Source organism: Kribbella sp. NPDC051936 (assembly GCF_040680955.1).
In the GTDB taxonomy this organism is placed as follows: domain Bacteria; phylum Actinomycetota; class Actinomycetes; order Propionibacteriales; family Kribbellaceae; genus Kribbella.
The window spans coordinates 425,406-450,549 of record NZ_JBFAXS010000005.1 but is presented as its reverse complement, the minus strand read 5'-3'; the positions used below and the strand labels follow the sequence as shown (position 1 = coordinate 450,549).

The window sequence follows — 25,144 nt, the reverse complement described above, 5'->3', positions numbered from 1 at the left end:
CGTTAGGAGCCGTGCCGTGCCGGGGCGTACCTGACCGCGAGGCGGGCCAGCGCGATCGCGGCGACCAGGAGACCGAAGTCGCGCAGAGCGACGTCGTAGAAGCCCGAGAGCGTGAGCAGGTTCAGGATGATGCCCGCGAGCCAGGCCGCTACGAGCAGCGCTCCGTAGCGCGGGATCAATGCGACCGCGACACCCGCGACGATCTCGATCACCCCAACCGCGTACATCGCGTCCCGACCCGAGCCGGCAACGATGTACGCAGGATCGGACAGCGCCTCCCGGCTGGGCGTCCGGGGCCTGTGCACCTCAGTCGTCATGACCCTCCATCTTTCTAAAGATGAGATGTTTTGACTTTAGAAGTGAACGAGCCTTTCGTCAACGAGTGTTAGCTTTAGAATCGGCGTGTGGACGACACCAAAGCGGCCGGATCTCAGCTGTCGCAACGTTGGACGAGCCAACGCGGCGGCGCCTGTACGACCACGTCCTACGCCAGACTGCCGCGGTGACTCGGGACGAAGCGGCGACCGCGCTCGGTCTACCCCGCGCCACCGCCGCGTTCCACCTCGACCGGCTCGCCGCCGAGGGGTTGCTCGATGTGGTGTACGAGCGCCGGACCGGCCGATCGGGCCCGGGTGCGGGCCGGCCGTCGCAGCTCTACCGTCGATCGGAGCGGCAGGTCGAGGTGTCCCTGCCCGAGCATCGCTACCTCCTCGCGGGAGACCTGCTGGCGGCGGCTATCGAGGACACCGAGACCAGCGGAGAACCCCCGCGAACCGCTCTCGAGCGGCGTGCCCGGCTACTCGGCAACGAGCTCGCCGCCGCTGCCCCGAGTCCTGCCCGCGAGGAAGGTGACCCCGACGCCGTGATGCGCATCCTCGAGGAGCAAGGCTTCGAGCCCCGCGTCGTCGGCGACGCGATCGTGCTTGGCAACTGCCCCTTCCACACGCTCGCCCAGGACCACACCGACCTGGTCTGCCAGATGAACCTCTGCCTGCTCGACGGGCTCCTGGAAGGGCTCAACGCCAAGCAGCTGCGGGCCGAGCTCAAGCCCGGACCAGGCCACTGCTGCGTACGCATCGAGCCGGCTTCGGAGCGAAGGCTCACGTAGCGTCTTCTTCCTCAGCCTTGATGTCGGCGCCCTCCTCAAGATGTCCCGCGCGCCCCTCGTCATCGCCTGCATCCAGCAGGTTGTCGTTGCCGGCCCGGTTGTCCGGGTACTCCGCCAGCGCGACCTGCGGATGATGCTTGTCGAACGCTGGGCTGTCGGAGCGGATGCGCGGCAGCTTCTCGAAGTTGTGCCGCGGCGGCGGCGAGCTGGTCGCCCACTCCAGCGAACGGCCCCAGCCCCACGGGTCGTCGACGCCGACCGGCGGCGTCTTGCGCGATTTGTAGATGTTGTAAAGGAAGGGGAGCGTCGAGGCCCCCAGGATGAAGGCACCGACGCTGGACACCTGGTTGAGGGTGGTGAAGCCCTCGTTGGCGCCGTACGACGCGTAGCGCCGCGGCATCCCCTCGACGCCGAGCCAGTGCTGCACCAGGAACGTGGTGTGGAAGCCGACGAACAGCAGCCAAAAGTGCAGCTTGCCCAGCCGCTCGTCCAGCATCCGCCCGGTGAACTTCGGCCACCAGAAGTAGAACCCGGCGAACATCGCGAACACCACCGTGCCGAAGACGACGTAGTGGAAGTGCGCGACCACGAAATAGGTGTCGGTGACGTGGAAGTCCAGGGTCGGCGACGCGAGGATCACCCCGGTCAGACCGCCGAACAGGAACGTGGTCATGAACCCGATGGACCACAGCATCGGCGTCTCGAACGAGACCGAGCCGCCCCAGATCGTGCCGATCCAGTTGAAGAACTTCACCCCGGTCGGGACCGCGATCAGGAAGGACATGAACGAGAAGAACGGCAGACTGACCGCGCCGGTGGCGAACATGTGGTGCGCCCACACCGCCATCGACAACGCGGCGATCGCCAATGTGGCGCCGACCAGACCGAGGTAGCCGAACACGGATTTGCGGCTGAAGACCGGCAGGATCTCGGTGACGATGCCGAAGAACGGCAGCGCGATGATGTACACCTCGGGATGCCCGAAGAACCAGAACAGGTGCTGCCAAAGGATCGGTCCGCCGTTCGCGGCATCGAACACATGGGCGCCTAGGGCCCGATCCGCCTCCAGCATCAGCAGCGCGCCGGCCAGGATCGGGAACGCGACGAGCACCATCATCGACGTGATGAGTGTGTTCCAGGTGAAGACGGGCATTCGGAACATCGTCATACCGGGTGCGCGCATCGTGATGATCGTGGTGATGAAGTTGACCGCACCCAGGATCGTGCCGAGGCCGGCCATCCACAGACCCATGATCCACAGGTCACCGCCGATGCCCGGCGAGCGGACCGCGTTCGACAGCGGGGCGTAGCCGGTCCAGCCGAAGCTCGCCGCGCCGCCCGGGGTGAAGAAGCCGCTGAATGCGATCAGGCCGCCGAACAGGAACAGCCAGTAGCTGAACATGTTCAGCCGCGGGAACGCCACATCCGGGGCGCCGATCTGGATCGGCATGATGACGTTGGCGAAGCCGACGAACAGCGGGGTCGCGAACAGCAGCAGCATGATCGTGCCGTGCATCGTGAAGAGCTGGTTGTAGACCTCTTCGTTCACGATCTGCAGACCCGGCTCGGCCAGCTCCGCGCGGATCAGCAGCGCCATCACGCCGCCGATCAGGAAGAACGCGAACGACGTGACCAGGTACATGTGCCCGATCACCTTGTGATCGGTGGTCGTGAGGATCCGCACCAATGCACGGCCCAGCGGACGGCGAGGTAGTGCTGCGCCTTCGCCAGACGCCTCCCTGGCCGTCACTGACCAGGGACGGTCCTGGTAGGCACCGACATGTGTCAACTGCTCCTGGATCGGGTCGCCGTCACCGGTCTGCGTGGTTCCCACCGGCCGGCTCACCAGTTCGCCGGCGGGTCGCTGGCGGGGAACGAGTCCTCGCCCCACACCTCGACGATGTCGCGCGGCGGCCCCGACGACGACGTCGATGGGACCGTACCTGTACGCCGGGCCCGCAGGACGGGATACGCCGATCCCTTGGACAGTTGGCATCGTGGGCAAAGGCTGACCGTCGGGACGGCACGCAGCACGTCCTCCGGGATGGCACGACCGCAGTGTTGGCAATCCCCGAAGCGGCCGATCGCGAGCCGGAAGAGCGCGGCGTCGACATCTGCCAGGGCGGCTCTGGCCGCTCTCATCAGCGTCGCCGTCACCTCACTCAGGGCGTCGTCGGAGGCTGCCAGCGCGGCGTACGAAAGGTGAGTCAGCTGATCGAGACGAAATCGCCGCTGCTGCTCCAGTTCGTGGCGATACCACTGCAGGTCGACGGGGGCCGCGTCATGCGGTGCCCTTGTTGGTGTCAGCTGATCCAGGTCGGTCATCGAAACCTCCTTGTCGACACGGATCGCGGAGCCGCGATACCCGCGTCTCCATGTCCGGACGGTTCCAACGATGCCGACTCGCCCATGGGCGGACCATGTACCCGATCGGCGAACGCCGCGCTCGATCGTTGCCGTGTATCGGCAATCTCAAGGACCGGGCTACTGAGGCAGTCCTGCGCGACACGCATGACCTTGGTTTCTATCGCAGTACGACATAGTTTCTGAGTAGAGCCTTGGTCGTGACGGTGCCTCGGACGGAGTGCGGCTAGCGAGAGAGCTGGGTCTCCCTCGGCGCACCGTCCGGCAGGGTTCGATGATCCAGCCGTGCGCGCTAGCCAGGCGTTGACCAAGGCTCATGCTGCGGCCTGTCGGCGGTCGATCGCCTGACGGGGACTCGGGATCGTTCGGCCAATGCTTCCTGCTTGAGCCGGTACTCGCGTGCGGCAACTCGGATCGTCATGATGACAACGGTCACCCCGAGCAGCATCAACAGCACGATGTCGCTTCCACCCAATGCCGTCATGCTCACTACTCCTCCTTCGTCATCGCTACACTTGGTGTAGCGTAAATCGTTGGGAACCAATTCCCTTGGACAGCTGGACCCGCACGTGACCTCAGAGGTCTGGCCGCTTTTCGGGAGACTGGGACACCGGTCCGGAGCCACGATCTGCTGGGCCCTTTCGTCGTCACGTAGGGGGTTCATGGTGACCTCCGGCCGGCGCGCGGCGCAGTCCCGGCGACTCATTTGCCGGTGCCGTGGATGAGGCCGTCCCAATCGATCGGGCGCGGCATACCCCACTGTCATCGGGGACAAAAGGCGCGGCGCCCAGCTCATTCCTCCTCAGAGGATGTTCGTGCGCGGTCCGCGTTCTTCTTGGCCGAGGCACGCTCCTGCGCCCGGTACGCGAGCCCGATACCTCCGGCGCAGATCACGGGCACTGCCACCGCGACGACGATCAGCAGTGCCAGCTCGAGGGCACCGAACGACATCGTGTTCATGCTTCCTCCTTCTCATTTTCGATACACTTCATGTAGCGTAACTGCTGGCACTTCTATTCCCGGCAGACTGGACCCCATGCCCCACACCACGAGCAACCGCGGCCGGCCCCGGCTCGAGTCGACCGACCAGCGCATCTTCCAGGCGGCGCGCGAACTGCTCCGCCTGAAGGGACCGGCCGCGGTGAACATCGACTCCGTCGCAGCCCGCTCCGGTGTCGCCCGGACGACGATCTACCGCCGCTACCGCAGCCGGGACGAGTTGCTGCACGCGATCCTGGAGCACCTCATCGACCCGGGGCCCCTGGCGCCTGATCTTCCGGTCGACGAGAAGTTGCGATGGGTCATGGACCAGATCAGCGACATCCTGGAGAACCGGCTCGGACCGGGCGCCACCGCCGCGATCATCGCCGACAGCGACCCCGAGTTCACGACGGCCGTCCGGTCACGATTGGCCGGCCGATTGAACTCGCTCGCCGACCTGATGAACGTCGACATCAAGGCCGGGCTCCTGCAGCCGACGACCGATCCCGACACGGTCCTCGGCGTCCTGGTCGGCGCTTACCTCGCAGAGGTCCTCAGATTCGGCTCGCCGCGCGCGGGATGGATGGACCGCGCTGTAGCCCTTCTGGCTCCAGCGGTCGTCAACAGCTGAGCCACGGGACCTGCCACTCAAGAACACCTCCGGGTTGTCCCGGTACGCTCGCGCAGCGACGCGAACCATCAGGAACACCACGGTCGCGCCGAGGAGCAGCACGAGGATTGCTTCACCTGCGCTCGCGACCGTCATACCCACACCCCTTCTCTCAGGTGGCCCCCGGAAGGTTTTCGATACCGGCGGCATGTCCGTCGACCAGCAGGTCGAACGGCTCGTCGTCAGCCGACGCCCCGAAACTCGCCAGGCCTCGGTGTAGCGGTTCGCCTGCAGCGCGTTCATCGGGTTGCCATGGCCGAGGAAAGCAACGGGCATCCTGGTCTGGTCCACGGTCATCTCCCGACTCGAGTCCAGCTCGACCTGACGCCGGTCGCAGCCGACCGGGAATAAGTTCGCGAAGCTTTTCGCTACACCACATGTATCGAAAAGCTTCGGAGCGAGGCGCCCCGGGGCATGGATGCCTTCCCGAGTGGGATGGCCGGACCGCAACGGATCGTGGAGGACCTCATGGTTGACAGTTCGACTCAGCAGCGCGGCTCTATCGGCAGCGTGACCCAGCTCGGCATTCCCGACGAGGTGGACGTGGCAATCGTCGGCTCGGGCGGCGCCGGGCTGATGGCGGCACTCACCGCCGCAAAAGAAGGGGCTCGGGTCATGGTTGTGGAGTCCCGGGAACTCGTCGGCGGCGCCACCGGTATCTCGGCGGGCGCTGCGTGGATCCCGAACCATGGCTTCGCCGCCGCGGACCTCAAGGTGACCGACGACCTGGACCAGGCCCGGCGCTACATCTACGGCGAGGGCAGGGACAAGATTCTTGATCACGCCCTGGTGGAGCAGTTCCTGCAGACCGGCCCTGAGGTCGCCCGGTTCATCGAAGAGCACACTTCCTTCGGGTGGATCCCGACGATCTGGCCGGACTACCGTTCCGACATCGACGGCGCGTCCGTCGGGCGGGCACTATTTCCCGGCCCCTACTCCCCCGCCGGACTCGGCGACGCCGCGAAGTACGTACGACCGGCCCTGACGACGGGCATGGCGAAGAACCCGCTCCCCTTCTGGTTATTGGGTGGTATCGGCATCAAGGACGTCTGGCTCGCCGGCCCGGCATTGGTAGGAGCCTTGCTCGAGGCCGGCCTGCGTCATGGTGTCGACGTACGCGTCGAGGCGCCCGCGGTCCGGCTCATCACGGACGGACCGGCCGTGCAGGGCGTCGTGATCCGGTCCGACGGTGTCGAGCATCCGGTGCGCGCCACGAAGGGCGTCATACTGGCGAGCGGCGGGTTCGAGAGCTCGCCCGACGTCACCACGACCTACCTCGGCGCGCCCCTCGGCGTACAGGTTTCTCCCCAAGGCCACGATGGCATCGCGGTGCAGCTGGCTCAGGAAGTGGGCGCCGATCTGACCGGCGTGGAGGACGCGTGGTGGATGCCCGGCGTCCAGCTGCCCGGTGAGGAACTGGAGGGTCGCCCGCTCAGCCGAGTCTTCCTGGGTGAGCGTGCGCTGCCACACAGCATCATGGTGAACAGGAAGGGTGAGCGCTTCGCGAACGAAGCCCTTCCGTACGACCAACTCGGCAAGATCATGCGCGAGGTCGACAGCGAGACCGGCACCATGCCGAACGCCACCGCCTGGCTGATCTTCGACCACACTTACTGGACGAAGTTCGGGATCTTCGGCGTCCCACCTGGCGGAGACGTGCCCGGCTACCTCCACCGTGCCGATACCCTCTCGGAACTCGCGGCCGAGATCGGCGTCGACGAGGTGGGGCTGCTTCGCACGGTCGACCGCTTCAATCCCGAGGCCGCTCATGCTCGGGACCCGCAGTTCAACCGCGGCGATACGGTGTTCGACCGCTACTTCGGCGCCTTCTATCCCAGGCTGGGTAAGTATTCGCCCGACGTACGGTTCCCCGCCGCCACCGCGAAGGTACGCATGCGCATCGCCGCGGCGATCGGGCCGATCGTCAGCAAGCTCGCCGGCCGAGTGGCGAAGAAGGACGATCCCGACCGCGTGCGTTCGATCCTGGTGGGGCCGCTGGCGAGGATCATCCGGCCCGTGTTGAAGAGCCCGAAGTCGAGCGTGCTGGGCCCGGTGGACACCGCGCCGTACTACGCGCTCGAAGTCGAGGCCAGTGCGCTCGGCACCGTAGGCGGTCCCAAGACGGACGCACTCGGGCGCGCACTTGACACGGATGGAAGGGTCATTCCCGGCCTGTATGCCGCCGGCAACGCAGGCGGCGCACCCACGAAGGGCTTTTACGGAGGCGCCGGAGGCACCATCTCACTGGGCCTCGTCTTCGGCCACCTCGCCGGGCGAGATGCCGCTCGTCGACCGCACGTCGAGCTTGCCAAGGGGGCCTGACGAAATGATTGATCTACTACCACCGCAAGTATCCGCAGGCGATCTCGACGCCGGCACACCGACGCCGTCGCAGAAGACGGTGCTGGTGCCGCAGGAACGCGCGTCCGGAGACATCGTCGAAGTTTGGGGCGTCGACTCGTTTCCAGCCAGCGATCCGCCGGCGAACTGGTGATTGTCGGCCGGTCATCGGCGCAGCTCGTCGATGACCGGCCCACCAAGCGGACCGACGAGGATCTCGGCGTGGCGGCTGTTGCCTGAGTCCAGTTCCTTGAGGGTGTCGCGGAGCCAGGCGAGTCCGATGGTTGCGGTGTGCAGGACGTCAAGGTCCAGCCCGCGCGCGGCGACGAGGCGTCGAGGAAGTCCTCGTGGTTGTAGGCCAGGGATCCGACCGCCCGTAGACCGCGGATCGCAGCGTACCGGGAGCGACGACGTGGGCGAACCCGAGCACGGTTGCGATGTCGCGCCGCAGTCGAGGGTTCGGAGATGATGACGACACCGGCGCCGGCGTTGCGAGCGTGCTGCGCGGGACATCGTCATGGTGGCCGGCACCGACCCGTATGAGTACAAGGGATTGGCGGATCTGACCCGGCCAGGCGTCCGCGCGGATCGTCAGGGTGGCTGCGACCGGTGACCGGCCGGTCGCAGCCGCCCTGGGCAGGTCGCGTCAGTGGTCCAGGACGTTGACGACGATGGTCGGCTTGATCGTCGTGCCGGTGACCGTGCCGGTCACGACGAACCAGCCGGGCTTGCCGACCATGTCCGCGGTGATCGGGTTCCAGGTTACGTCGACCGGCGCGGTTGTTCCGTCGCTGTAGACCGCGCCGGTCTGCGCCGGCAGCGTCGGTACATCGCCGACCTTGGTGTCGACCGCGACCGAGGTGAAGTCGACGATCGCCTTCGCCTTCGGCACCTCGTACACACCGAACTCGGCCAGGCCACACTCCGCCCCGGCCGGATTGCTGTAGGCGTTGTCGGGGTCGATGGTGAACTTGACCCAGCTCGTCGTGACCGGCACATCCAGCTTCACGATATTGTCCGGCTGACCGTCCCACTGGACACCTGTCACCCGCTTGCTGCCGCCGTCCCATTCCAGGACGCCTTCCACGATCTGGTTGACGTCGTGGCCGCGGTCGACGAGGTTCACGTGGTCGATCGTGACGGGGGCCGGGAACTGCAGCTTGATCCACGGGCTGCGGTCGGTCTGCTTGGCCGCCCAGGACGTTGCCTTGTTGCCGTCCGTCGCCTTCGGTCCCAGGTACCGGTCGTCCTGGTTGTTGCCGTCGGGTACGCCGTTCCGGTCGCGGACGGACGAGACTGTGACGGTTGCCGAACTCGCGATGTTGTCAGCGAGCGCAGTGATCGGCACCGTGTTCGACTCGACCGGTACGCCGTTCAGCGTCACGACTGCCTTCGCGGTGGCCTCGAACGGCCCGCCGATCGGCTCCTTCAGGAAGATCGTGTTGCTGTCCGGCACCGCTTGCAGTCTGCTGTCGCTGAGGCCGTACTCGATCTTCGCCGGTGACAAGTTCGCCTTCTGGCCAGTGTTGAGCGTCCCTTCGATCGTGCCGACGGTCGGCTCGCCCACCTTCACGGAGCTGGTGCTCAACGCAAGTTTCGCCTGCCTCAGGAAGACCGGGAACGACATCCGTCCGTCGGCGTCCACGTCGACGTAGAAGTAGTCCTCGGCCCGGTAGCCGGCCAGCTCCGCCGAGACGGTGATCCGGGCCCTCCCCGCCGTACCGGACGACAGCCGCCGGTCAGCACCCACGGCCACCACGGACGGGTTGTCACTGGTGACCGTCAGGCTGGCATCTCTCAGGTCGAGAGGTGCTCCCAGGAACGACGCCCCCTCGACATCGATCGTCGCCGTACGGCGGTCCGCCGCGGCCGTCGGTTGCAACTGGATGCTTCCGAGTGCGGTCAGGTCCCGTAGCGAGTAGATCCTGACGTCGAGTACGTCGACCGGGCTGCCACTCTGTCCGCCGCCGGGAAAGGAGATCCGGACGTAGCGGGCGTGCACGCTGGGCTTGGTGGGATCGACAGGGTAGTTGTAGTACAGCCCGTCCTGCTCCCAGCCGTACAGCGTCGTGTCACTGCCCGGAACGGAGAGTGTGTTGCGCGAGGTCGGTAGCCCGGCGCCGGACACGGTGTTCGTCTCGTTGCCGGCGGTCCACTGCGTGCCGTCCTCGCTGTACTCGATCTTCACCTTCTTCGGCACGTTGTAGTAGGTGACATTGTCGGCGTTCGGCATGTGGTGGTTGAAGAAGACGTTCACCCGCGAGAGGTCCTGCATCTTGCCCAGGTCGTAGGTGATGGCCGCATTCTCGGTGCCGGCCGACGCCGACCACTTCGACAGATTGCCACCGGTCGGGTCGTTGATCATGCCGTCCGACAACAGCTTGGCGTGCGCGTTGTCGGTGGTCACCTTCGGCGTGATGCCCGCGGCCACGTCGGCGTCCGGGAGCAGGGTGATGTAGTTCCGTGTCGTGGTGTAGATCTTCCCGTTCACCGTGACGTCGGCCCAGTAGCTGTACATGGTCGGTGCGGGCACCTTGGCGGTGAACCGCATCCTGTTGCCGGTGACAACGAACGGCGACTGCTCGGCCGGGATCTCCGTGACAGTGATCTTGCCGGCCGGGTTGTCGCGTCGGCCATCCACGCTCGCGTAGTGGAACGTGACGTCGGTCGCGTCGAGGACGTCGACGGCACCGCCCTTGCGGGTGTAGCCCTTGAACGCCACCGGGACGTCCTTGTCGGTGCCGAACTGTCCCCAGAACTGCGCGCCGTTCGTCAGCAGGTTGACGCCGACCAGCGGAAGCGCGGCTGAGATCGCGTGCGCCTTGACCCTGACCGGATAGCTGTCCGTCATGACCTGCGGGCTGTTCACCCCGTCGTCGTAGGTCGCCGTCACGGTCATGGTCGCGCTTCCGTCCCCGACGGCGGTGACCAGACCCGTTGCCGCGCTCACGGTTGCCACCTGCGGGTCGCTGCTCGAGTACTTGAGCTTCGCGGGTGCGAACACGTTGGTGTAGTCGTTCAGGTAGCACTCGGCCCGCAACTGCAGGTGGTCGGCCGCAGTCTGGCTGCTGAACAGCTTGGTACCCGTCATCTTGTAGGTCCTGACCGGGTTGGCGGTCTGGATCTTGACGATCGTGTCGATCGGATCGGTAGTGACCTCGGAGGTGTCGAGCGAGACGTAGTACTTCCCGTTCACCTGCTCCGTGGTGAACGGCAGCGCGCTGCCCTTGTTCAGCCACTGCACCTGCTGGACCGGATAGTCGAAGGGCCCGAGGTGGCTCATCGCCGGCTGCCCGGTGAAGCCGGTCTTCGCCGTCCCCCGAATCTGGTTCTTGACCATGTGCAGGTAGACGTACTGGTCGCGGGACATCGCGTAGCCCCAGTCCGGCCCCTGCCCATGGGCGATCGCCTTCTGCGGGTCGGTGTACCAGCCGGGCTTGAGGGTGTAGTCCATGGTGTACGGCGTGGTGCCGTACAGCGACTCGCGCAAGTCGGGACCGTGCGCGTTCTCCAGCCACTTCACGATCGACGACCGCATGTCCGACAGCTGCTGCGACGACACCGGCACCATCGAGAAGATGTTCGTGTTGTCCAGGTTGCTGCTCAGATTGTCCATCCCGCGCGTCACGGTGATCGACGAGTCGTAGTTCATCACATAGCCATGGCCGTACTGGTTGATCAGCTCCTTGGCCGCCTCGGCCCAGTCGTCGCGTTCGTTGCCCTTCGCGTACTGCGTCCACACGTCCAGTGCGGTCGTGTACGGGTCGTTCCACTCCTCGTGCGCGACCTTCCGGCCCTGTGGCTTGATCCCGGTGATCCAGCCGCCGTCGGTGTACGGCTCGCTGTTCCAGAACGGGCGCTCGTGGAGGGTGATGTCCTGGTCGCCGGTCTGCGCGTTCGGGTTGGCGTCGATCAGGACCCGGTCGTTGTAGTTCCGCGCGGAGCTCCAGGCGACGTCCGGGTTGGAGTAGCTCTCGGGTCCCCCGTCGGCGAAGACGTACCAGGGGTCGTAGCGGGCCACCAGATTCTGGATGTCGCTCTCGAGGATCTGGGAGCCTTCGTACAGCGAGGACACGTAGACGCCGAACTTCAGGCCGTGGCGCTCGGCGGCCTGCTTGGCCTGGAGCACCCGGTCCTTGACGTGCCAGCTGCCGTCCGCGGACTGGTAGAGGGCGTTGTACTTGTACAGCTTGTTGGAGTTGTCCGGCGTGAGGTTCGCGTTCGGCGACGGCCAGTAATAGACGGTGTTCTGAAGGCTCTCCGTCGAGAGCATCGTCATGCCCATCTCTTTGGCGGTATGCGCCCACTCGTCGTAGTTGAAGTTCGGGTCGTACAGGTTCGGCATCGTGCCGGTGGTGTGCGACAACGCCGACATCTTGCCGTCGATGAACCAGTCGACCGGGTTCTTCTTCACCGTGATCGTGTACGACTTCGTGGCCGTGGCGCCGGCTGCGTCTGTGGCCTTCACGGTGAACGTGTAGTCCTTCTGCGCCGTGCCGTTGGCGCCGTCCGCGACCTTGCCGTCGATGTGTCCGTCCGCGGCCAGCGTCAGGCCCGGCGGCAGTTGACCACCGGAGATCGTCCACGAGTAGCTCGGACGTCCGCCGGCAGCCTGGAACGTGAAAGCAGCCGCCTGCGGGGCGATGCTCGACGTGTTCCGGTTGCCGTCGATCGTCGCGACCATGCCGACGTACGGGTTCTCGTCGTACGCATACGGCAGCGTGTTGGACGGATACTCGTTGGCGGGGACACCGGCGTTCCGCGCGGCGAAGGCCTGCCGGTCGATGCTCAGCCCCTTCGTGACGATGCTGAGCTGATCGCCGGTCGCGCCAGGTCCGGCGACCGAGTAGGTCAGCCCGGGTACGACGTTGCCGGAGCTGTCCCCGATCCGGGTGTAGAAGCCGAGGAAGTTCTTGTTCTTGCCCGGGTTCTTGTGCTGGATCTGGATGACCAGCTTGTTCCAGCCCTCGTTCAACTGCACCGGGTACTTCGTGCCGGTCTTGCTGACCCGGCTGGGGACCTGGCTCTGCTGCCGAACAGCAGCGTCGTTGGCGAACAGGCGGTACAGACCCGACCCACCGACCTGCCAGTGGACGGTCTGCGCGGTGGGGCTGTAGACGTAGGTCGCTGTCGCCACCCACTTGTCGACCGTCGACTCACCCTGCTTGACGTCGAAGTAGCCCATCAAGTCGTTGTAGTCGTCGTAGTTCCGGTTGAAGATCCGGTCGTCGAAGTACTGCCAGCTCGAGGTGTCCTTGCCGATCGCATCCGCATCGGCGTGCGGACCGGACACCACCCACTGGTTCAGGTACGGCGCCGTTCCTTCCGTCTGCGCCGCCTGCGCCGGCGGCTGGGCCAGCACGCTCATGCCTGCTGCCAACGCCAGCGCAGTCACGCCCGCAAGCACGCCGTACCGGACCTTTCGTAATCGCCTCACGCTATCTCCTTGTTCTGCCCAGATCGGCATGCATGAACTTCTCGACCCTTCCGGTTGAATCTATAGATCGGAAGCTTTGGCGGAGCCTGGATCCCCCCGGGGCGAGCCCAGTCGTCGAGCCGCGGACGCCGGAATCGCCAGATTCTCAGTGGGTCTGGCGACGCAGAGCTCCGATCAGAGCCCGAGTCAGACCGAAGTATTGACAGTGCCTCGACGCCGAGTCAAGGTCTGATGAATCAGATTCATTCTCGAAGTCATCAGCCGCGCCATGAGCATCCCAACCAGCACCTGTGGAGGTTTCGTGAATAGACGATGGAGAGGTGTCGCCCTGCCCGCAGTGGCGATCATGGCGGCTCTGAGCTTGGCGCCGCCGGAGCCGCGGCGCAGCCTGGGCCGGTGCAGATGGTCAACGCGATGCCTGATGTCGTCCCTGCACTGCAGCAGTGGACCGGAGGGGTCGGTGAGGTCCGGCTCGCGGCCGATCTGCGGATCAGTGTGAGTCCCGACGACGCGTCAGCGCTGCGCGTGGCCGCCGACCAACTCTGTGCCGATCTGAAAGATCTGACCGGCTGGACCGTGTCCACGGTCGTGGCCTCCGAGCCGCAACCCCGAGACATCGCGCTCGAGCTGGACGCGGCCGCCGACGTAGGGCCGACCGCGGTGGCCGCCGCCGAGGGCTATCGGTTGGACACGACCGACGGCGTTCACATCACCAGTCGCACACCGACCGGGGTCTTCTGGGGCACCCGGAGCCTGCTGCAGATGCTGGTCCGGCAGAACCCCGGGGAGGTGACGCTCCCGGTGGGCCTCAACGACAACGCGTTCGGCGGACCCGGCGGGGACTGGTCGAAGGCACAGTCGGCCTTCCGGCTCGCCGGCCTCGGCCTGAACGGCGCAACTCCGACCATCTCGACCTCAGCAAACCCGGGACCACACAGTTCATGAAGGAGGTCTTCGACGAGTTCGTGCCGTGGTTCCGCGGACCGGCTGTGCTCGCGGAACCAGCTGGGGTCTCGTCGGTACGGCTGTTCTGGGAGAAGGCCTGCGCCTCGTCGTACCGCATCCAGGGCATTCGGCCCGGCGAGCTGAGCGACGCCGCGTGGGCGGCAACGGTCATCCAGCCTCCTCAGCGCCCTGCCCACGGGCGAAGGGATTCGAGAACAGCATCTCCTCGAACTCGTTGAGGGCGAGACGCACTGCTCCCAGGGCGGCCGCGCTCTCGCCCAGAGGTGAGACGACGACGCGCGGTTCGAACATGCACACGCGGGCGAGTCTCGAGCGGATCGCGTCCGCCGCGATATCGCCGGCGACGACCACGCCACCGCCGACGACCACCACCTCGGGATCGACGGTGATCACGAGGCCTTCGATGGCCGCGGCGAACTCGTCCGCGAAGTCGACGACCGCCTGGCGGGCATCGGCCTCTCCTCGCCGTGCCGCCTCGAAGACTGTCAGCGGATCGATCCCGAGCATTTCGTCGCGCGAGAGATTATCGACTCGGACCCCTGTGAAGCTCACGAGCTTGCGGTAGGCATCGACCAGCCGGCGGCCGGACTCCGGCGGAATCTCCCCCGCAGCCCCGTGATGCCCCAGCGGTGAGACACCGTCGATGAGGTACGACGATCCGATGCGCCGCCCCACGTGGAGATACACCGCACTGCTGCAGCCCACAGCCGCGCCGGCCCAGTACTCGGCGAGGACGGCAGCGCGCATGTCGTTCGCGACCCGGACCGGGACGGGGACGAACGCTCCCAGCATCTCGGCGATGCTGTGCCCCTCCATCTGCGGGATGGTGGAGCGCACCACCTGACCGTCAGCGCGGGCAATGCCGACCGTCGCAGCGGACGCGGCGAGGATCTGCGCAGGACGCCGATCGGCGAGGCGCAGCGCTTCTGTGATCGCGGTGCGTGCCGCAGCGCTGCGCTCCGCCGCGCTCGCCCCGTCGGCCACGGGATAGTCCGCGCGTCCGATCACTCGTCCAGCCAGGTCCGAGACGAGCGCTCGCACCCAATGCCGGGCGAGATCGAACCCGACCACACAGCCGACCTGGGAGTCGAACGTTATCGTCCGAGCAGGACGGCCGGCCGAACGACGGCCGGGCGCCGCCGGCCTCGGCGCCACGGCGACCAGCCACCCGTGCTCGACCAGAGCATCCACCACGTCCTCGGCGGTCGGACGCGAGATGCCTACCGTCTGCGCGATCTCGGTCACCGTGTACCGGTCGCCCGCTGTGACCTCGCCAGAGCCCGCCACATCGCTCGCCTGCGCGGCGTAGAGCAGCCGTAGCACGGCGGCGACGTTCAGCTTCCGCAACGCGGAGGGGTCCCCCGCGTGCCCGGCACCGGCACGCTTGATCGACATACACAATCTCATTTCTGAATCACCGAGGCGTCATGACCCATCCAAGGATAGAGGAAACGCGAAGGGTTGACAGCACCTCAGGCCGTTGTCAGACTACTTCAACCGCCCATTATTAAACTTTTTTGGTTAATTGTCGCGCAACGTGTCGCGCCGGCGGGCACGCCGCAACCCCTACTCAAGAAATGAGACATCCGTGCGTACACAACGGCGTACAACGCGGTACCTGGCCCTGGGTACTCTTGCCGCGGCTGCCCTCGCGCTGACCGGCTGCACGGCCGGCGCACCCGCCGCTTCCGACTCCGGCGGCGACGTCACGCTGACGTTCCTCGTCTCGGAGTCCCCGAACCTGACCCCGCAGTACTGGGACGCCGCCATCGGCCGGGCGTCGAAGGCGGTCCCCGGCGTCACGATCAAGAAGGTCGTCGGCGAGAACACCCCGGCGTACGCACAGCAACTGTTCGCGTCCGGGCAAGCACCCGACATCTTTGCCGCCGGCATCGCGAACGGCCTTGCCCAGAAGGGCAAACTCGCCGAGTACAGCCGCGACGAACTGACGGCTGCCGGCATCACCGACTTCACCTCCGGCACCATCAACGGCAAGTTCTACGGCGTCCCCACCGGTGCTCAGGCGATTCCGCTCGTCTACTACAACAAGGACCTCTTCAGCAAGGCAGGCATCAGCGCACCGCCGAAGACCTACGCGGAACTGCTCGAGGACTGCGCGAAGCTGAAGGCCGCCGGCATCTCCCCGTTCGAGATCGGGGGTGGCGGCAAGGACACCTGGGCGACGTCGTTCGCGCTCAACGCCACTGTCGCGGCCGATGTACTCGTCGGCGATCCGGCATGGTTCCTCAAGCGCGAGAAGGACGAGGTGAAGTTCAGCGATCCGGAATTCGTCGGCGCCGCGGAGAAGGTCGCGAAGCTCGTGAAGAACGGTTTCGCGGATCCGGCCGGCATGACCCGCACCTACGCCGACCTCGAGCAGGCGTTCGTCGCCGGCAAGGCGGCGATGTATCCGATGGGCTCGTGGTTCACCGCCGCGGCTGACGGCAAGAAGCTGACCAACATCGGCGTGTTCGGCTGGCCCGGCGACAACGGCAAGCCGGCGTACCCGGTCGTCACGGGCGCGGGCATGAACGTGAACGCGAGTTCGAAGAACGTCGAGCTCGCCAAGAAGTGGGCACTGGCGTTCGCGACGGACAAGGAGAACCTGGACTCCGCCGTGATCACCGATGGCGCGATCGTGACGGTGAAGGACTACACGATCCCCAGCGGTGTGGGTCCGCTCTACAAGGAGATGGCGGCCGGCTACGACGCGGCGGTCTCCGAGAGCGCGACGGTTCCGGCGTGGGGCAACATCACCGGCGACGGTGCCCTCCCGCCGGGCTTCAGCGACAAACTGATCGCGGCCGGCGTCGACCTGCTGACGGGCAAGACAACGCCCGAGAGGTTCGCGAAGTACCTCGACGAGCAGTACACCGCCGCGAAGAAGTAGGCACATCCGTCTCGGGAGGGACGGACTCCGGCCGGAGCCGTCCCGTTCCCGAACGAGGTACTCGAGAAGCGAAGGCCACATGAACACGCACACGAAGCGCAGGAAGATCCTGCGCGATCCACTCCACTTCCTCCTGTTCGCACTGCCCGGCACCGCGCTCTACGCGGTGTTCGTGCTCTGGCCGCTGCTGGTCGCGTTCGGCTCGAGCCTGACGAACGAGGACACCTACCGGGTCACCACCTCGTTCGTGTGGTTCGAGAACTACGCGCGGCTGTTCTCCGATCCGGCGTACCTGCAGACCTTGGGCAACACCGTGATCCTCGCGATCATCTGCATCATCGTGCCGAACGCGATCGGGCTCGGGATCGCGCTCCTCCTCGACCGGAGCGGATGGGTCTTCAACGCGATGCGAGCGGTGTTCTTCGTGCCGGTCATCCTCTCGTCCGTCGTCGTGGCGGTGATCTGGCAGCTGCTGCTGAAGGACGACGGCCTGATCAACTCGGCCTTGCGCTCCTTCATGCCCCATCCACCCGGCTGGCTGTCCGATCCCTCCCTCGCGCTCTACAGCGTCGGTGCCATCGTCGCGTGGCAGTCCGTCGGTGTGTGCGTGGTCCTCTACCTCGCGGGCCTGCAGAGCGTTCCCAAGGATCTCCTGGAAGCCGCATCCATCGACGGCGCCGGCCCGGTGCGCCAGTTCAGGGCCGTGACGTGGCCGTTGCTGGCGCCCTCGGTCACCATCATGACCGTGCTGTCGATGATCGGCGGATTCAAGATCTACGACCAGGTGAAGGTGATGACCAACGGCGGGCCTGGTGTCGGCACGACCTCGACCCTCGCGTTCGACGTCGTACACACCGGCCTCGACGCAGGCGCCGTGGGATACGCCGCTGCCAAGGCCGCCGTGATGTTCCTCATCATCGCGGTGATCTCCCTGTTCTCGATCCGGCTGATGCGCAAGCGGGAGGTGGACCTGTGATCACCGCAGAGTCGCCGGAAGTCGTCGAAGGCACGGCCGAAGGCAGCGCGGGCCCAGCTCGCCCCGGCAGGCGTCGCCGGCGCGGCGAGGTGGCAGGCGGCGCCGGACCGGTGCACACGGGTATCGCGCTGGTCGTGACCGCGATCTTCATCTACCCGATCTACCTCGTTGTGCTGAACGCGTTCAAGACGCAGGACGACATCTACAAGTACCCCGGGCTTCCGGTACTGCCGCTCACGGCGCAGAACTTCGTCGACGTTTTCACGCGTCCCGACGCGCTGTTCTGGACCGGCCTGATCAACAGCGTCCAGATCACCGTGATCGGCACCCTGGTCTCCACAGTCGTCGCCGCGATGATGGCGCACTACATGGTGCGTTCGGCGAGCTGGTTTGCGAAGCTGCTGTGGATCACCATCCCACTCGGCCTGATGATCCCGCAGGCGACCACGCTGCTGCCGCTGCTGCGCATGCTGCGGGACTTCGGGCTGATCGGCTCGGTGTCCGGCCTGATCATCGTGTACGTCGCGGGAAACCTGCCCTTCGGAGTGCTGGTCTTCACGGGATTCATGCGCACCATTCCGAAAGGGATCGAGGAGGCTGCCGCCATCGACGGCGCGGGACCCGTACGCACGTTCTGGGCGATCGTGTTCCCCCTGCTCCGGCCGGCGGGGGCGAGCGTCGTGATCTTCGTCGCGGTCGGGCTGTGGAACGACTTCATCACTCCGCTGATCATCCTCGGGCCGGCCAGCGGAAGCACGGTCACGGTCGGCATGTACCGCCAGATCAGCGAACACGTGTCGAACTACGGAGCCGTGTTCGCCTACATGGTGCTCGCGACGATCCCGATCGTCATCCTGTTCGTCTTCTTGCAGAAGTACTTCGTGAAGGGACTGCTCAGTGGCGCAGCCAAGGGATGACGCCGTCGTCCGCAACACTCGGGCCATCCGCCTGGCCGTCGTCGGTGCCGGAATGCGCGGGCACGCGTACGCGGCGGAGGCTGCCGAGCTTCCGGGCGTCGAGGTGGTCGCGGTCGCCGACCGGAACCCGGCGACGCTCGCCCGCTTCGCCGACCGCTTCCCGGACGCGCGGGTGTTCGACGACTGGCGTGACCTCGCCGCGCTGCCACGGCTGGCTGACGCGGTCGTCGTGGCGCTGCCCGACGAGCAGCACCGCGACGCGAGCGTGGCCTTCGCCGCGGCGGGCTATCACATCCTCCTGGAGAAGCCGATCGCGACCAGTCCGGCGGACTGCGACGACATCGAGAACGCCGCGACGGCGAACGGCGTCAGCATCACGGTGTGCCATGTGCTTCGGTACACGCCGTACACGAAGAAGTTGCGCGAGCTCCTCGATGCCGGCGCGATCGGCGAGGTCATGCAGATCGAGCATCTCGAGCCGATCGGTCATCTGCACTTCGCGCACTCGTTCGTGCGCGGCAACTGGGCCCGTTCTGCCACCAGCCACAGCCTGCTGCTCGCCAAGTCCTGCCACGACATCGACTGGCTGCTGCACATCATGGGCCGCCCGGTGCAACGGGTGACGTCCTTCGGCTCGCTCGGGCACTTCCGCCCCGAATCGCAGCCGTCCGGCGGGTCCGATCGCTGCGTGACCTGTGCGGTGGAGTCCTCCTGTGCGTACTCCGCGGTGCGGTTCTATCGCAGCGGTCTGAACAACCCCGGCTCCGCCGAGGAGTACAACGCCCTGGTCATGGCGGGCGAGGTCACACCGGAGGCGATCGACCGTGCTCTACAGACCGGCCCGTGGGGACGCTGTGCGTACCTGTGCGACAACGACGTGGTCGACCACCAGACCGTGCAACTCGAGTTCGGCGACGGACGCCTGGCGAGCTTCACCCTCTCGGCCTTCACCGAGGGCAGCAACCGCAAGACCAGGCTGTTCGGCACTGCCGGGCAGATCACCGGAGACGGGCGGATGCTCAGCGTCTACGACTTCCGCACGCTCCGGACGACGGTGTACGACACCGACGAACTCGGCTTCGACGCCGCGGCGGGCCATGGCGGCGGGGACCGGCACCTGGTCGCGACGTTCGTCGCCGCGCTGCGGGACAACTCCCCCGGGCATCTCAGCACGAGTGTCGCCGAGAGCATGGCCGGCCACCGGGTGGTGTTCGCCGCCGAGGAGGCGCGCCGCACCGGCACCGTCGTGTCCCTGGCCCCTTCGCTCGCGTGATCGGTCCTCGTCCTCGGCTGCCGCGCGGCCGTCCCGATCAGGCCGATGTCGTCACTGATAGCCGATGCCGGGGGCGGAGGGGGCGCGCACGAGGCCGTCCGGGCCAACGGCAGGCTCGCGGACGACCGGGTTGGCGTAGACGAGGGACTCGTAGTACGTGGTGTTGGGGATCGCCATGCACAGGTGGGCGTTGACGATGTCGGAGCCGTGCACCTCGGCGCGGAGCTGGAAGCTGTCGGCGAGGTGCGCGATCCGCATCGCGCCGGTGATGCCGCCCTTGTACTGCGCGCTGGTCCGCACGTAGCCCGCCGTACCGGCGGTGATGAAGTCCGCGACGTTCAGGTGCGCGCCGTCGGAGGTCTCGGCCACCAGCAGCGGTACGTCGACACGCTCGGCGAGCCGGCGGTACGCCGTGACACCGAACTCGCGCATCGGCTCCTCGTACCAGGTGTAGCCGACCTCCGACAGAGCACGTCCGACGTACACGGCGTCGGTGAGGTCGAAGCCGGCGGAGCCGTCGTACATCAGTGGAACATCGTCGCCCACATGGGCGCGCAGCTTCTGGCACAGGTCGGCGTCGGCGCGCGCATCGCCCCAGGCGTGCAGCTTGATCGCCTGGTACCCGGCCTCCAGACATTGGTCGGCGACGTCGAGGTACTCCTCCACGGACGCGAAGGTCACCGTGCTCGCGTAGGCGGGGACGGAGTCGCGGAAGGTCCCCAGCAGTTGATGAACCGGAAGGCCCGCGGCCTTCCCGGCGAGGTCCCACAACGCGACGTCGACCAGGCCGAGGGCGTAGATCGGAAGCTCCTCGATCCGGTCGAGCTCCCACAGCCGATGCCACAGCAGCTCCCGCCACAGGGGATCCGCACCGATCAGGTCGGCACGGATGCGGCGCTCGACGAGATCGGCCACGATCCGGCCGCGGCGGGTACGCGCCTCGCCGGTCAGCCCCTCGTCGGTGTGGATCCGCAGGACTCCGCCGACCGCCGGCCCTTCCGAGCCGGGCAGCCCGGCCCGCCACCGAAACGCCGGCTGGGCCGGGAGGTCGACGAGTTCCAGGGTCACGTCTGTGATTCGCATGTCGTCCTTCAGGTCGGGAAGAGCGGTACCCGCCGCGTTGAAATGCTTCTGATCTATCTGATCAATGCTTGGTCATTAGAGCAGATCCATAGGGTTGACGCAATACATCACCCTGGACATACTCGACCCACCTCGAACGCCGCTGACAGTAGGGATTCGCGGCACGGAACCGACCCGAACCGATGGGCTCAGGCCCCAAAATTCACGGCCCAAAGACTCAGATGCATGCTGACCAGGAGACCACCCGTGAGACACAGAAGAACCGCATCGCTAGCAGCCCTGGCGGCGATCCTCGCCGCGTCCTTCCTCCTCGCTCCGCCCAAGCCCACGGCGTACGCGCAACAGGTGGCCGGCAGCGCCCCGTTCCTCAACTCGTGGCTGGTGTCGGGCCCGTTCGAGGCGCCGGTGGCCGACAAGGTGTACGAGTGCGAGGTCCCGGAGCAGGTGAACTACGCTCCGCAGGCATCCACGATCACCGCGTCGTCCTCGACCCTGGCGGTCAACCCCGTCAGCTATCTGGCCGACGGGAGCACCAGGAGCCAATGGGTGACGGAGAACGACTCGAGCCCCTGGGTGCAGTTCAGCTGGAGGAGCCCGATCTCCCTGAACGAGGTCCGGATCGCCCAGTGGGGCGACGGCCGGCACGTGAACAACTGGTATCACCTCACGTTCGTCCTCGCGGACGGGAGCACCGTCGCATCGGGCCAGGTGAACAGCACCTCCGCCAGCCCTTCCTCGCCGACGCTGTACTCCGCGGATCCCGGGCTCACGAACGTTGTCGCGATGAAGATCGAGATCGACAAGGGGCGGACGCCGTACCCGTCGATCACCGGGATCTCCGAGGTCGAGGTGTACAACCGGCCGGTGCCGGCCGACGGGAAGAACCCGATCACCCCCGGGCTGGGCGCCTCGTTCGGGTTCGGCGGTGAGCACCACGACTGGGAGTACTTCGACGACCGGCTCTACAACCGCAACTACGACGACTACCAGGATCTCTATGGGTACTACACGGTCAAGAAGGGCGTCGACACACGGAACAAGTACGTCTACGCGAGCACCTACGTCTACAGCCCGGAGGCCAAGGACGCGTACTTCGACGTCGGCGCGAGTGGGTCGTACCGGATCTACGTGAATGACCGCTGCCTGACGCCGCCGAGCACACCTGTCGAGGTACAGAAGGATCTGACGAAGCAGGCGGTCCAGCTGCGGCAGGGCTGGAACAAGCTGATGATCCAGATCAAGCACACCTACACCGAGGACGTGAACGCGAACGGCGTGCCGATCGCGAAGGATCAGAACGTCGCCTACCTGGGCTTCTACGGACGGGTGGCGGATCAGAACGGCAACACGGTGAGCGGCCTGACGAGCTCGGTTGCCGGTCCGGTACCGTCGCTCCGGATTGTGTCGGGCGGTCTGGCGACGGACGACCCGGTCAAGGTGCCGTTCCCGCGCGGCAACACGCCGACCGGCTACCAGGAATGGCCGTACGTCTGGAACAAGTCCACCTCGACCGCGAACCACGGAGTCGCCGCGTCTGCGTTCCAGTTCATGGCCGGCGGAGGTCAGCCCGGCTACACCTGGAAGATCGTCGACGGCCGCCTGCCGGACGGGCTGGAACTCAACCCCGACGGCACGATCGCGGACGGCCTCGTCAATGGCAACGCCGATCTCAACAGCACCAAGGGCATCGTCAGCGGCACGGCTGCGACGGGCGACTACAGCTTCACCGTGCAGGTCACCGACCGCGCCGGCAGTACTGCGACGAAGACCTTCACCACCACGGTGAAGGAGCGGCCGAACAAGTGGTTCGAGGAGGGTCGCGTCAGTGCCCTGACACACGCGACACCGACGTACGACTACTTCGTCGATCCGAACCACTCGGCGGACCTCTGGGCGGCGCGAGCCAAGCGCCAAGGACACTCACTGGTCTCGATCGAAGCCCTGCAGCAGAACTACTTCTGGCCGTCGAAGTTCGCCGACCCGAAGCACATCCGGCAGCTCTACCTGCCCAAGGACAAGACCGGGCAGGTCGTCGACGGGCTGAAGCAGTACGAGCAGGCCGTGAAGCGGTACGGCATGAAGTTCGGGCTGTACTACGCCACCGAGGGCGGCGGGCTGCAGCACTACTCCACGGACGTGTTCGTGCAGAACGTCGAGGATCTGATCGGGCGCTACGACCCGGCGTACCTGTACTTCGACGGCCCGCAGGCGATGCCCAACGCGAACTACGACGTCATGTACAGCGCCGTCCGCGACCACAGCAACGACATCGTCATCGACTCGAACGCCTGGGGTCAGGAGTACGGCGACCCGGACCTGCGCACCGGCGAGGCATCAGGCATCTACTCGAACGCAGTGCAGAATCACCTGGTCAAACGGACACCGATGGAACCGTGGAAGATGATCCGCACGAAGAACCAGGTGTCGCCCTATTACGGCCAGCGCGACGACTTCCGCCAGGTCACCAAAGAAATGATCATGAACGCGAGCCGCGGGTACGTCGACAACAACGACCAGACCGTGATCGACAGCCGGGGCCCGAACTGGGACTCCCCCACCACCATCGCCACTCGCTACCCGAAGGGCGTGCAGGAGTTCATCGACGTCCGCGAGCAACTGGCCGACTGGTTCGCGCCCGCCGGCCTGCCCGAGCGGCACGAGGCCACGACAGGTACCACGCCGTACTTCCTGGCCGGATACGGCTATCAGGACGACGGTCGCGGCAACTACGAGAAGTTCGCCTTCCCCAACAGCACCACCGGGCCGCAATGGGGCTACGCGACCGCGCGCGACAACGACATCTACCTCCATGTCGTCAAGGGGCCGGACGGCAAGAAGGGCTTCGACGCGATCCCCGGCCGAACACTCACCATCAGCCCGGTCAAGGACCGCGTGACCTCGGTGAGCTGGCTGAACCAGAACCTTCCGGTGACCTCGTTCAGCCAGACAGGCGACAGCTTGACGATCAACCTTGGCAACGTCGGGGAAGATCCGATCGACACGATCATCAAGATCGTCACCGACAACCCGGCGCGGAAGTACACACTCACCAATGTCGTCGCCACGGGCAAGCAACTGGCACCGGGAGTGCTGAAGGTCGAGGCCGAGGGATACATGACGTTCCCTGCCCTCAAGGCGAACCTCTCGCCGGTTCGCTACGCCAGCGCGGACCCAAGTGTCGCGAAGGTCGAACCTTCCGGGATCGTGACCCCGGTCTCCGACGGCACGACGACGATTACGGTGACCGGCACCCACGAGGGGGTCACCAAGTCGGACGCTCTGAAGGTGAGCGTCAAAGACGGTGTCGTCTTCGTCGGCGAAGACATGCTCGGCGCATCCTTAATGATCGGCGGGAAGGAGACGTACGGCGAGTTCGGCCTGAACGACGGGCTCCGGTACACGATCGAAGGCAGATCCGCCAAGGGTGGTGCGATCGGACTGGCCGCAGCCAAGGTCACCTGGCACGGCGGGATCGTCGACCTTGCCGGCGGCGACAACTACACGCCAGTTGCGATCAAGGAGGTCGACACCTTCAAGTTCGAGAAGAACAAGATCGTCACCCCGCAGGTCGACCGGCTCACCAGAGGAGTCGTCTGGGCCGACGTGAGGTTGAACGGCAAGACGGTCACGACCAATCGGGTCTTCCTCGACCTGCAGCCCTACCGCGACCTCGCGACGACGGCACGGATCACGGCGGGCAGCGACCAGGACGATGTCGGAGCGCTCACCGACGGACGGAGCATCGATGCGATGCACTTCGACAACCTGAAGTGGTCTTCTGCAGCCGGTACACCCTCGTGGATCCAGTTCGAGCTGCCGGCGACGTCCGAGCTGTCCAACCTCCAACTGACCTACAACACGCTGGACCAGCGGTACCTGAACACTCCCACGACGATCAAGATCCAGACGAGTGTCGACGCAGCGACCTGGACCGACGTCAGCACCGTCGCCGGACCGACCGGCAAGGCGTACTTCGGCGCCTACAACCAGTACCCGTTGAACGTGCAGGGCAAGTACGTCCGCCTGACTTTCGACGGCGCGGCGAACGGCGCGGCGATCGACCTGCTTGAGGCGGCGGTCAACGGTAAGTGAGCACGGTAATGCCTCGTCCGGGCTCGGTCCGGACGAGGCATTGCCCG

17 protein-coding genes are annotated in these 25,144 nt (G+C 66.1%); 9 read left to right on the top strand and 8 right to left on the bottom strand.

The features are described from left to right. Positions 1–2: 2 nt before the first annotated feature. Positions 3–317, bottom strand: coding sequence for a hypothetical protein (locus AB0L64_RS19805; RefSeq protein ID WP_363711936.1), 315 nt, complete (start codon positions 315–317; stop codon positions 3–5). 65 nt (positions 318–382) lie between these two features. Between AB0L64_RS19805 and AB0L64_RS19800 the strand changes: the two genes are divergently transcribed. Continuing rightward, positions 383–1,108, top strand: a complete 726-nt coding sequence (locus AB0L64_RS19800) for a helix-turn-helix domain-containing protein (RefSeq protein ID WP_363711935.1) — start codon at positions 383–385, stop codon at positions 1,106–1,108. Here the strand turns inward: AB0L64_RS19800 and ctaD are convergent. From ctaD to AB0L64_RS19780, 4 genes are all read right to left on the bottom strand, one after another. Then, positions 1,101–2,792: a cytochrome c oxidase subunit I gene (gene ctaD, locus AB0L64_RS19795; protein ID WP_363711933.1), complete on the bottom strand. Its 1,692-nt coding sequence runs from the start codon at positions 2,790–2,792 to the stop codon at positions 1,101–1,103. The two genes, AB0L64_RS19800 and ctaD, sit on opposite strands and share 8 nt — an antisense overlap. A 158-nt stretch (positions 2,793–2,950) precedes the next feature. Then, positions 2,951–3,433: a TraR/DksA C4-type zinc finger protein gene (locus AB0L64_RS19790; protein WP_363711931.1), complete on the bottom strand. Its 483-nt coding sequence runs from the start codon at positions 3,431–3,433 to the stop codon at positions 2,951–2,953. A 331-nt stretch (positions 3,434–3,764) separates the two neighbouring features. Continuing rightward, positions 3,765–3,962, bottom strand: coding sequence for a hypothetical protein (locus AB0L64_RS19785; protein ID WP_363711929.1), 198 nt, complete (start codon positions 3,960–3,962; stop codon positions 3,765–3,767). A 302-nt stretch (positions 3,963–4,264) separates the two neighbouring features. Continuing rightward, the gene (locus tag AB0L64_RS19780; RefSeq protein WP_363711927.1) at positions 4,265–4,432 is read right to left on the bottom strand and encodes a hypothetical protein; all 168 of its coding nucleotides are present in this window, start codon (positions 4,430–4,432) and stop codon (positions 4,265–4,267) included. Between the two features lie 76 nt (positions 4,433–4,508). Between AB0L64_RS19780 and AB0L64_RS19775 the strand changes: the two genes are divergently transcribed. Both AB0L64_RS19775 and AB0L64_RS19770 read left to right on the top strand, forming a co-directional pair. Further along, positions 4,509–5,084: a helix-turn-helix domain-containing protein gene (locus tag AB0L64_RS19775; RefSeq protein ID WP_363711925.1), complete on the top strand. Its 576-nt coding sequence runs from the start codon at positions 4,509–4,511 to the stop codon at positions 5,082–5,084. A 453-nt stretch (positions 5,085–5,537) separates the two neighbouring features. Then, positions 5,538–7,445, top strand: a complete 1,908-nt coding sequence (locus AB0L64_RS19770; protein ID WP_363711923.1) for an FAD-dependent oxidoreductase — start codon at positions 5,538–5,540, stop codon at positions 7,443–7,445. Between the two features lie 664 nt (positions 7,446–8,109). On the opposite strand, the gene AB0L64_RS19765 is transcribed toward AB0L64_RS19770, so the two are convergent. After that, complete coding sequence (locus AB0L64_RS19765) at positions 8,110–12,900, bottom strand: putative Ig domain-containing protein (protein ID WP_363711921.1); 4,791 nt, start codon at positions 12,898–12,900, stop codon at positions 8,110–8,112. A 414-nt stretch (positions 12,901–13,314) separates the two neighbouring features. Here AB0L64_RS19765 and AB0L64_RS19760 point away from each other — a divergent pair, with 414 nt between their 5' ends. Beyond that, on the top strand, positions 13,315–13,845 hold the full coding sequence (locus tag AB0L64_RS19760; RefSeq protein ID WP_363711919.1) for a glycoside hydrolase family 20 zincin-like fold domain-containing protein: 531 nt from the start codon (positions 13,315–13,317) through the stop codon (positions 13,843–13,845). Between the two features lie 168 nt (positions 13,846–14,013). On the opposite strand, the gene AB0L64_RS19755 is transcribed toward AB0L64_RS19760, so the two are convergent. After that, a complete protein-coding gene (locus AB0L64_RS19755) occupies positions 14,014–15,261 on the bottom strand; it encodes an ROK family protein (protein WP_363711917.1) in 1,248 nt (415 codons plus the stop codon). 193 nt (positions 15,262–15,454) lie between these two features. Between AB0L64_RS19755 and AB0L64_RS19750 the strand changes: the two genes are divergently transcribed. The 4 genes from AB0L64_RS19750 (at position 15,455) to AB0L64_RS19735 (ending at position 19,922) form a co-directional block, all read left to right on the top strand. Next, positions 15,455–16,756 carry an extracellular solute-binding protein gene (locus AB0L64_RS19750; RefSeq protein WP_363711915.1) on the top strand — a complete coding sequence of 434 codons (1,302 nt, stop codon included), beginning with the start codon at positions 15,455–15,457 and terminating at the stop codon, positions 16,754–16,756. A gap of 79 nt (positions 16,757–16,835) precedes the next feature. Continuing rightward, positions 16,836–17,732: a sugar ABC transporter permease gene (locus AB0L64_RS19745; protein ID WP_363711913.1), complete on the top strand. Its 897-nt coding sequence runs from the start codon at positions 16,836–16,838 to the stop codon at positions 17,730–17,732. Next, positions 17,729–18,649 carry a carbohydrate ABC transporter permease gene (locus AB0L64_RS19740; RefSeq protein WP_363711911.1) on the top strand — a complete coding sequence of 307 codons (921 nt, stop codon included), beginning with the start codon at positions 17,729–17,731 and terminating at the stop codon, positions 18,647–18,649. Before AB0L64_RS19745 ends, AB0L64_RS19740 begins: the two co-directional genes overlap by 4 nt. Beyond that, positions 18,630–19,922: a Gfo/Idh/MocA family oxidoreductase gene (locus AB0L64_RS19735; protein ID WP_363711909.1), complete on the top strand. Its 1,293-nt coding sequence runs from the start codon at positions 18,630–18,632 to the stop codon at positions 19,920–19,922. Before AB0L64_RS19740 ends, AB0L64_RS19735 begins: the two co-directional genes overlap by 20 nt. 51 nt (positions 19,923–19,973) lie before the next feature. Here AB0L64_RS19735 and AB0L64_RS19730 read toward each other — a convergent pair whose 3' ends face one another. Beyond that, entirely contained in the window at positions 19,974–21,005 is a 1,032-nt protein-coding gene (locus AB0L64_RS19730; RefSeq protein WP_363711907.1) for an enolase C-terminal domain-like protein, read from the bottom strand. 246 nt (positions 21,006–21,251) lie between these two features. Between AB0L64_RS19730 and AB0L64_RS19725 the strand changes: the two genes are divergently transcribed. Beyond that, positions 21,252–25,097, top strand: a complete 3,846-nt coding sequence (locus tag AB0L64_RS19725) for a discoidin domain-containing protein (RefSeq protein WP_363711904.1) — start codon at positions 21,252–21,254, stop codon at positions 25,095–25,097. Positions 25,098–25,144: the final 47 nt, after the last annotated feature.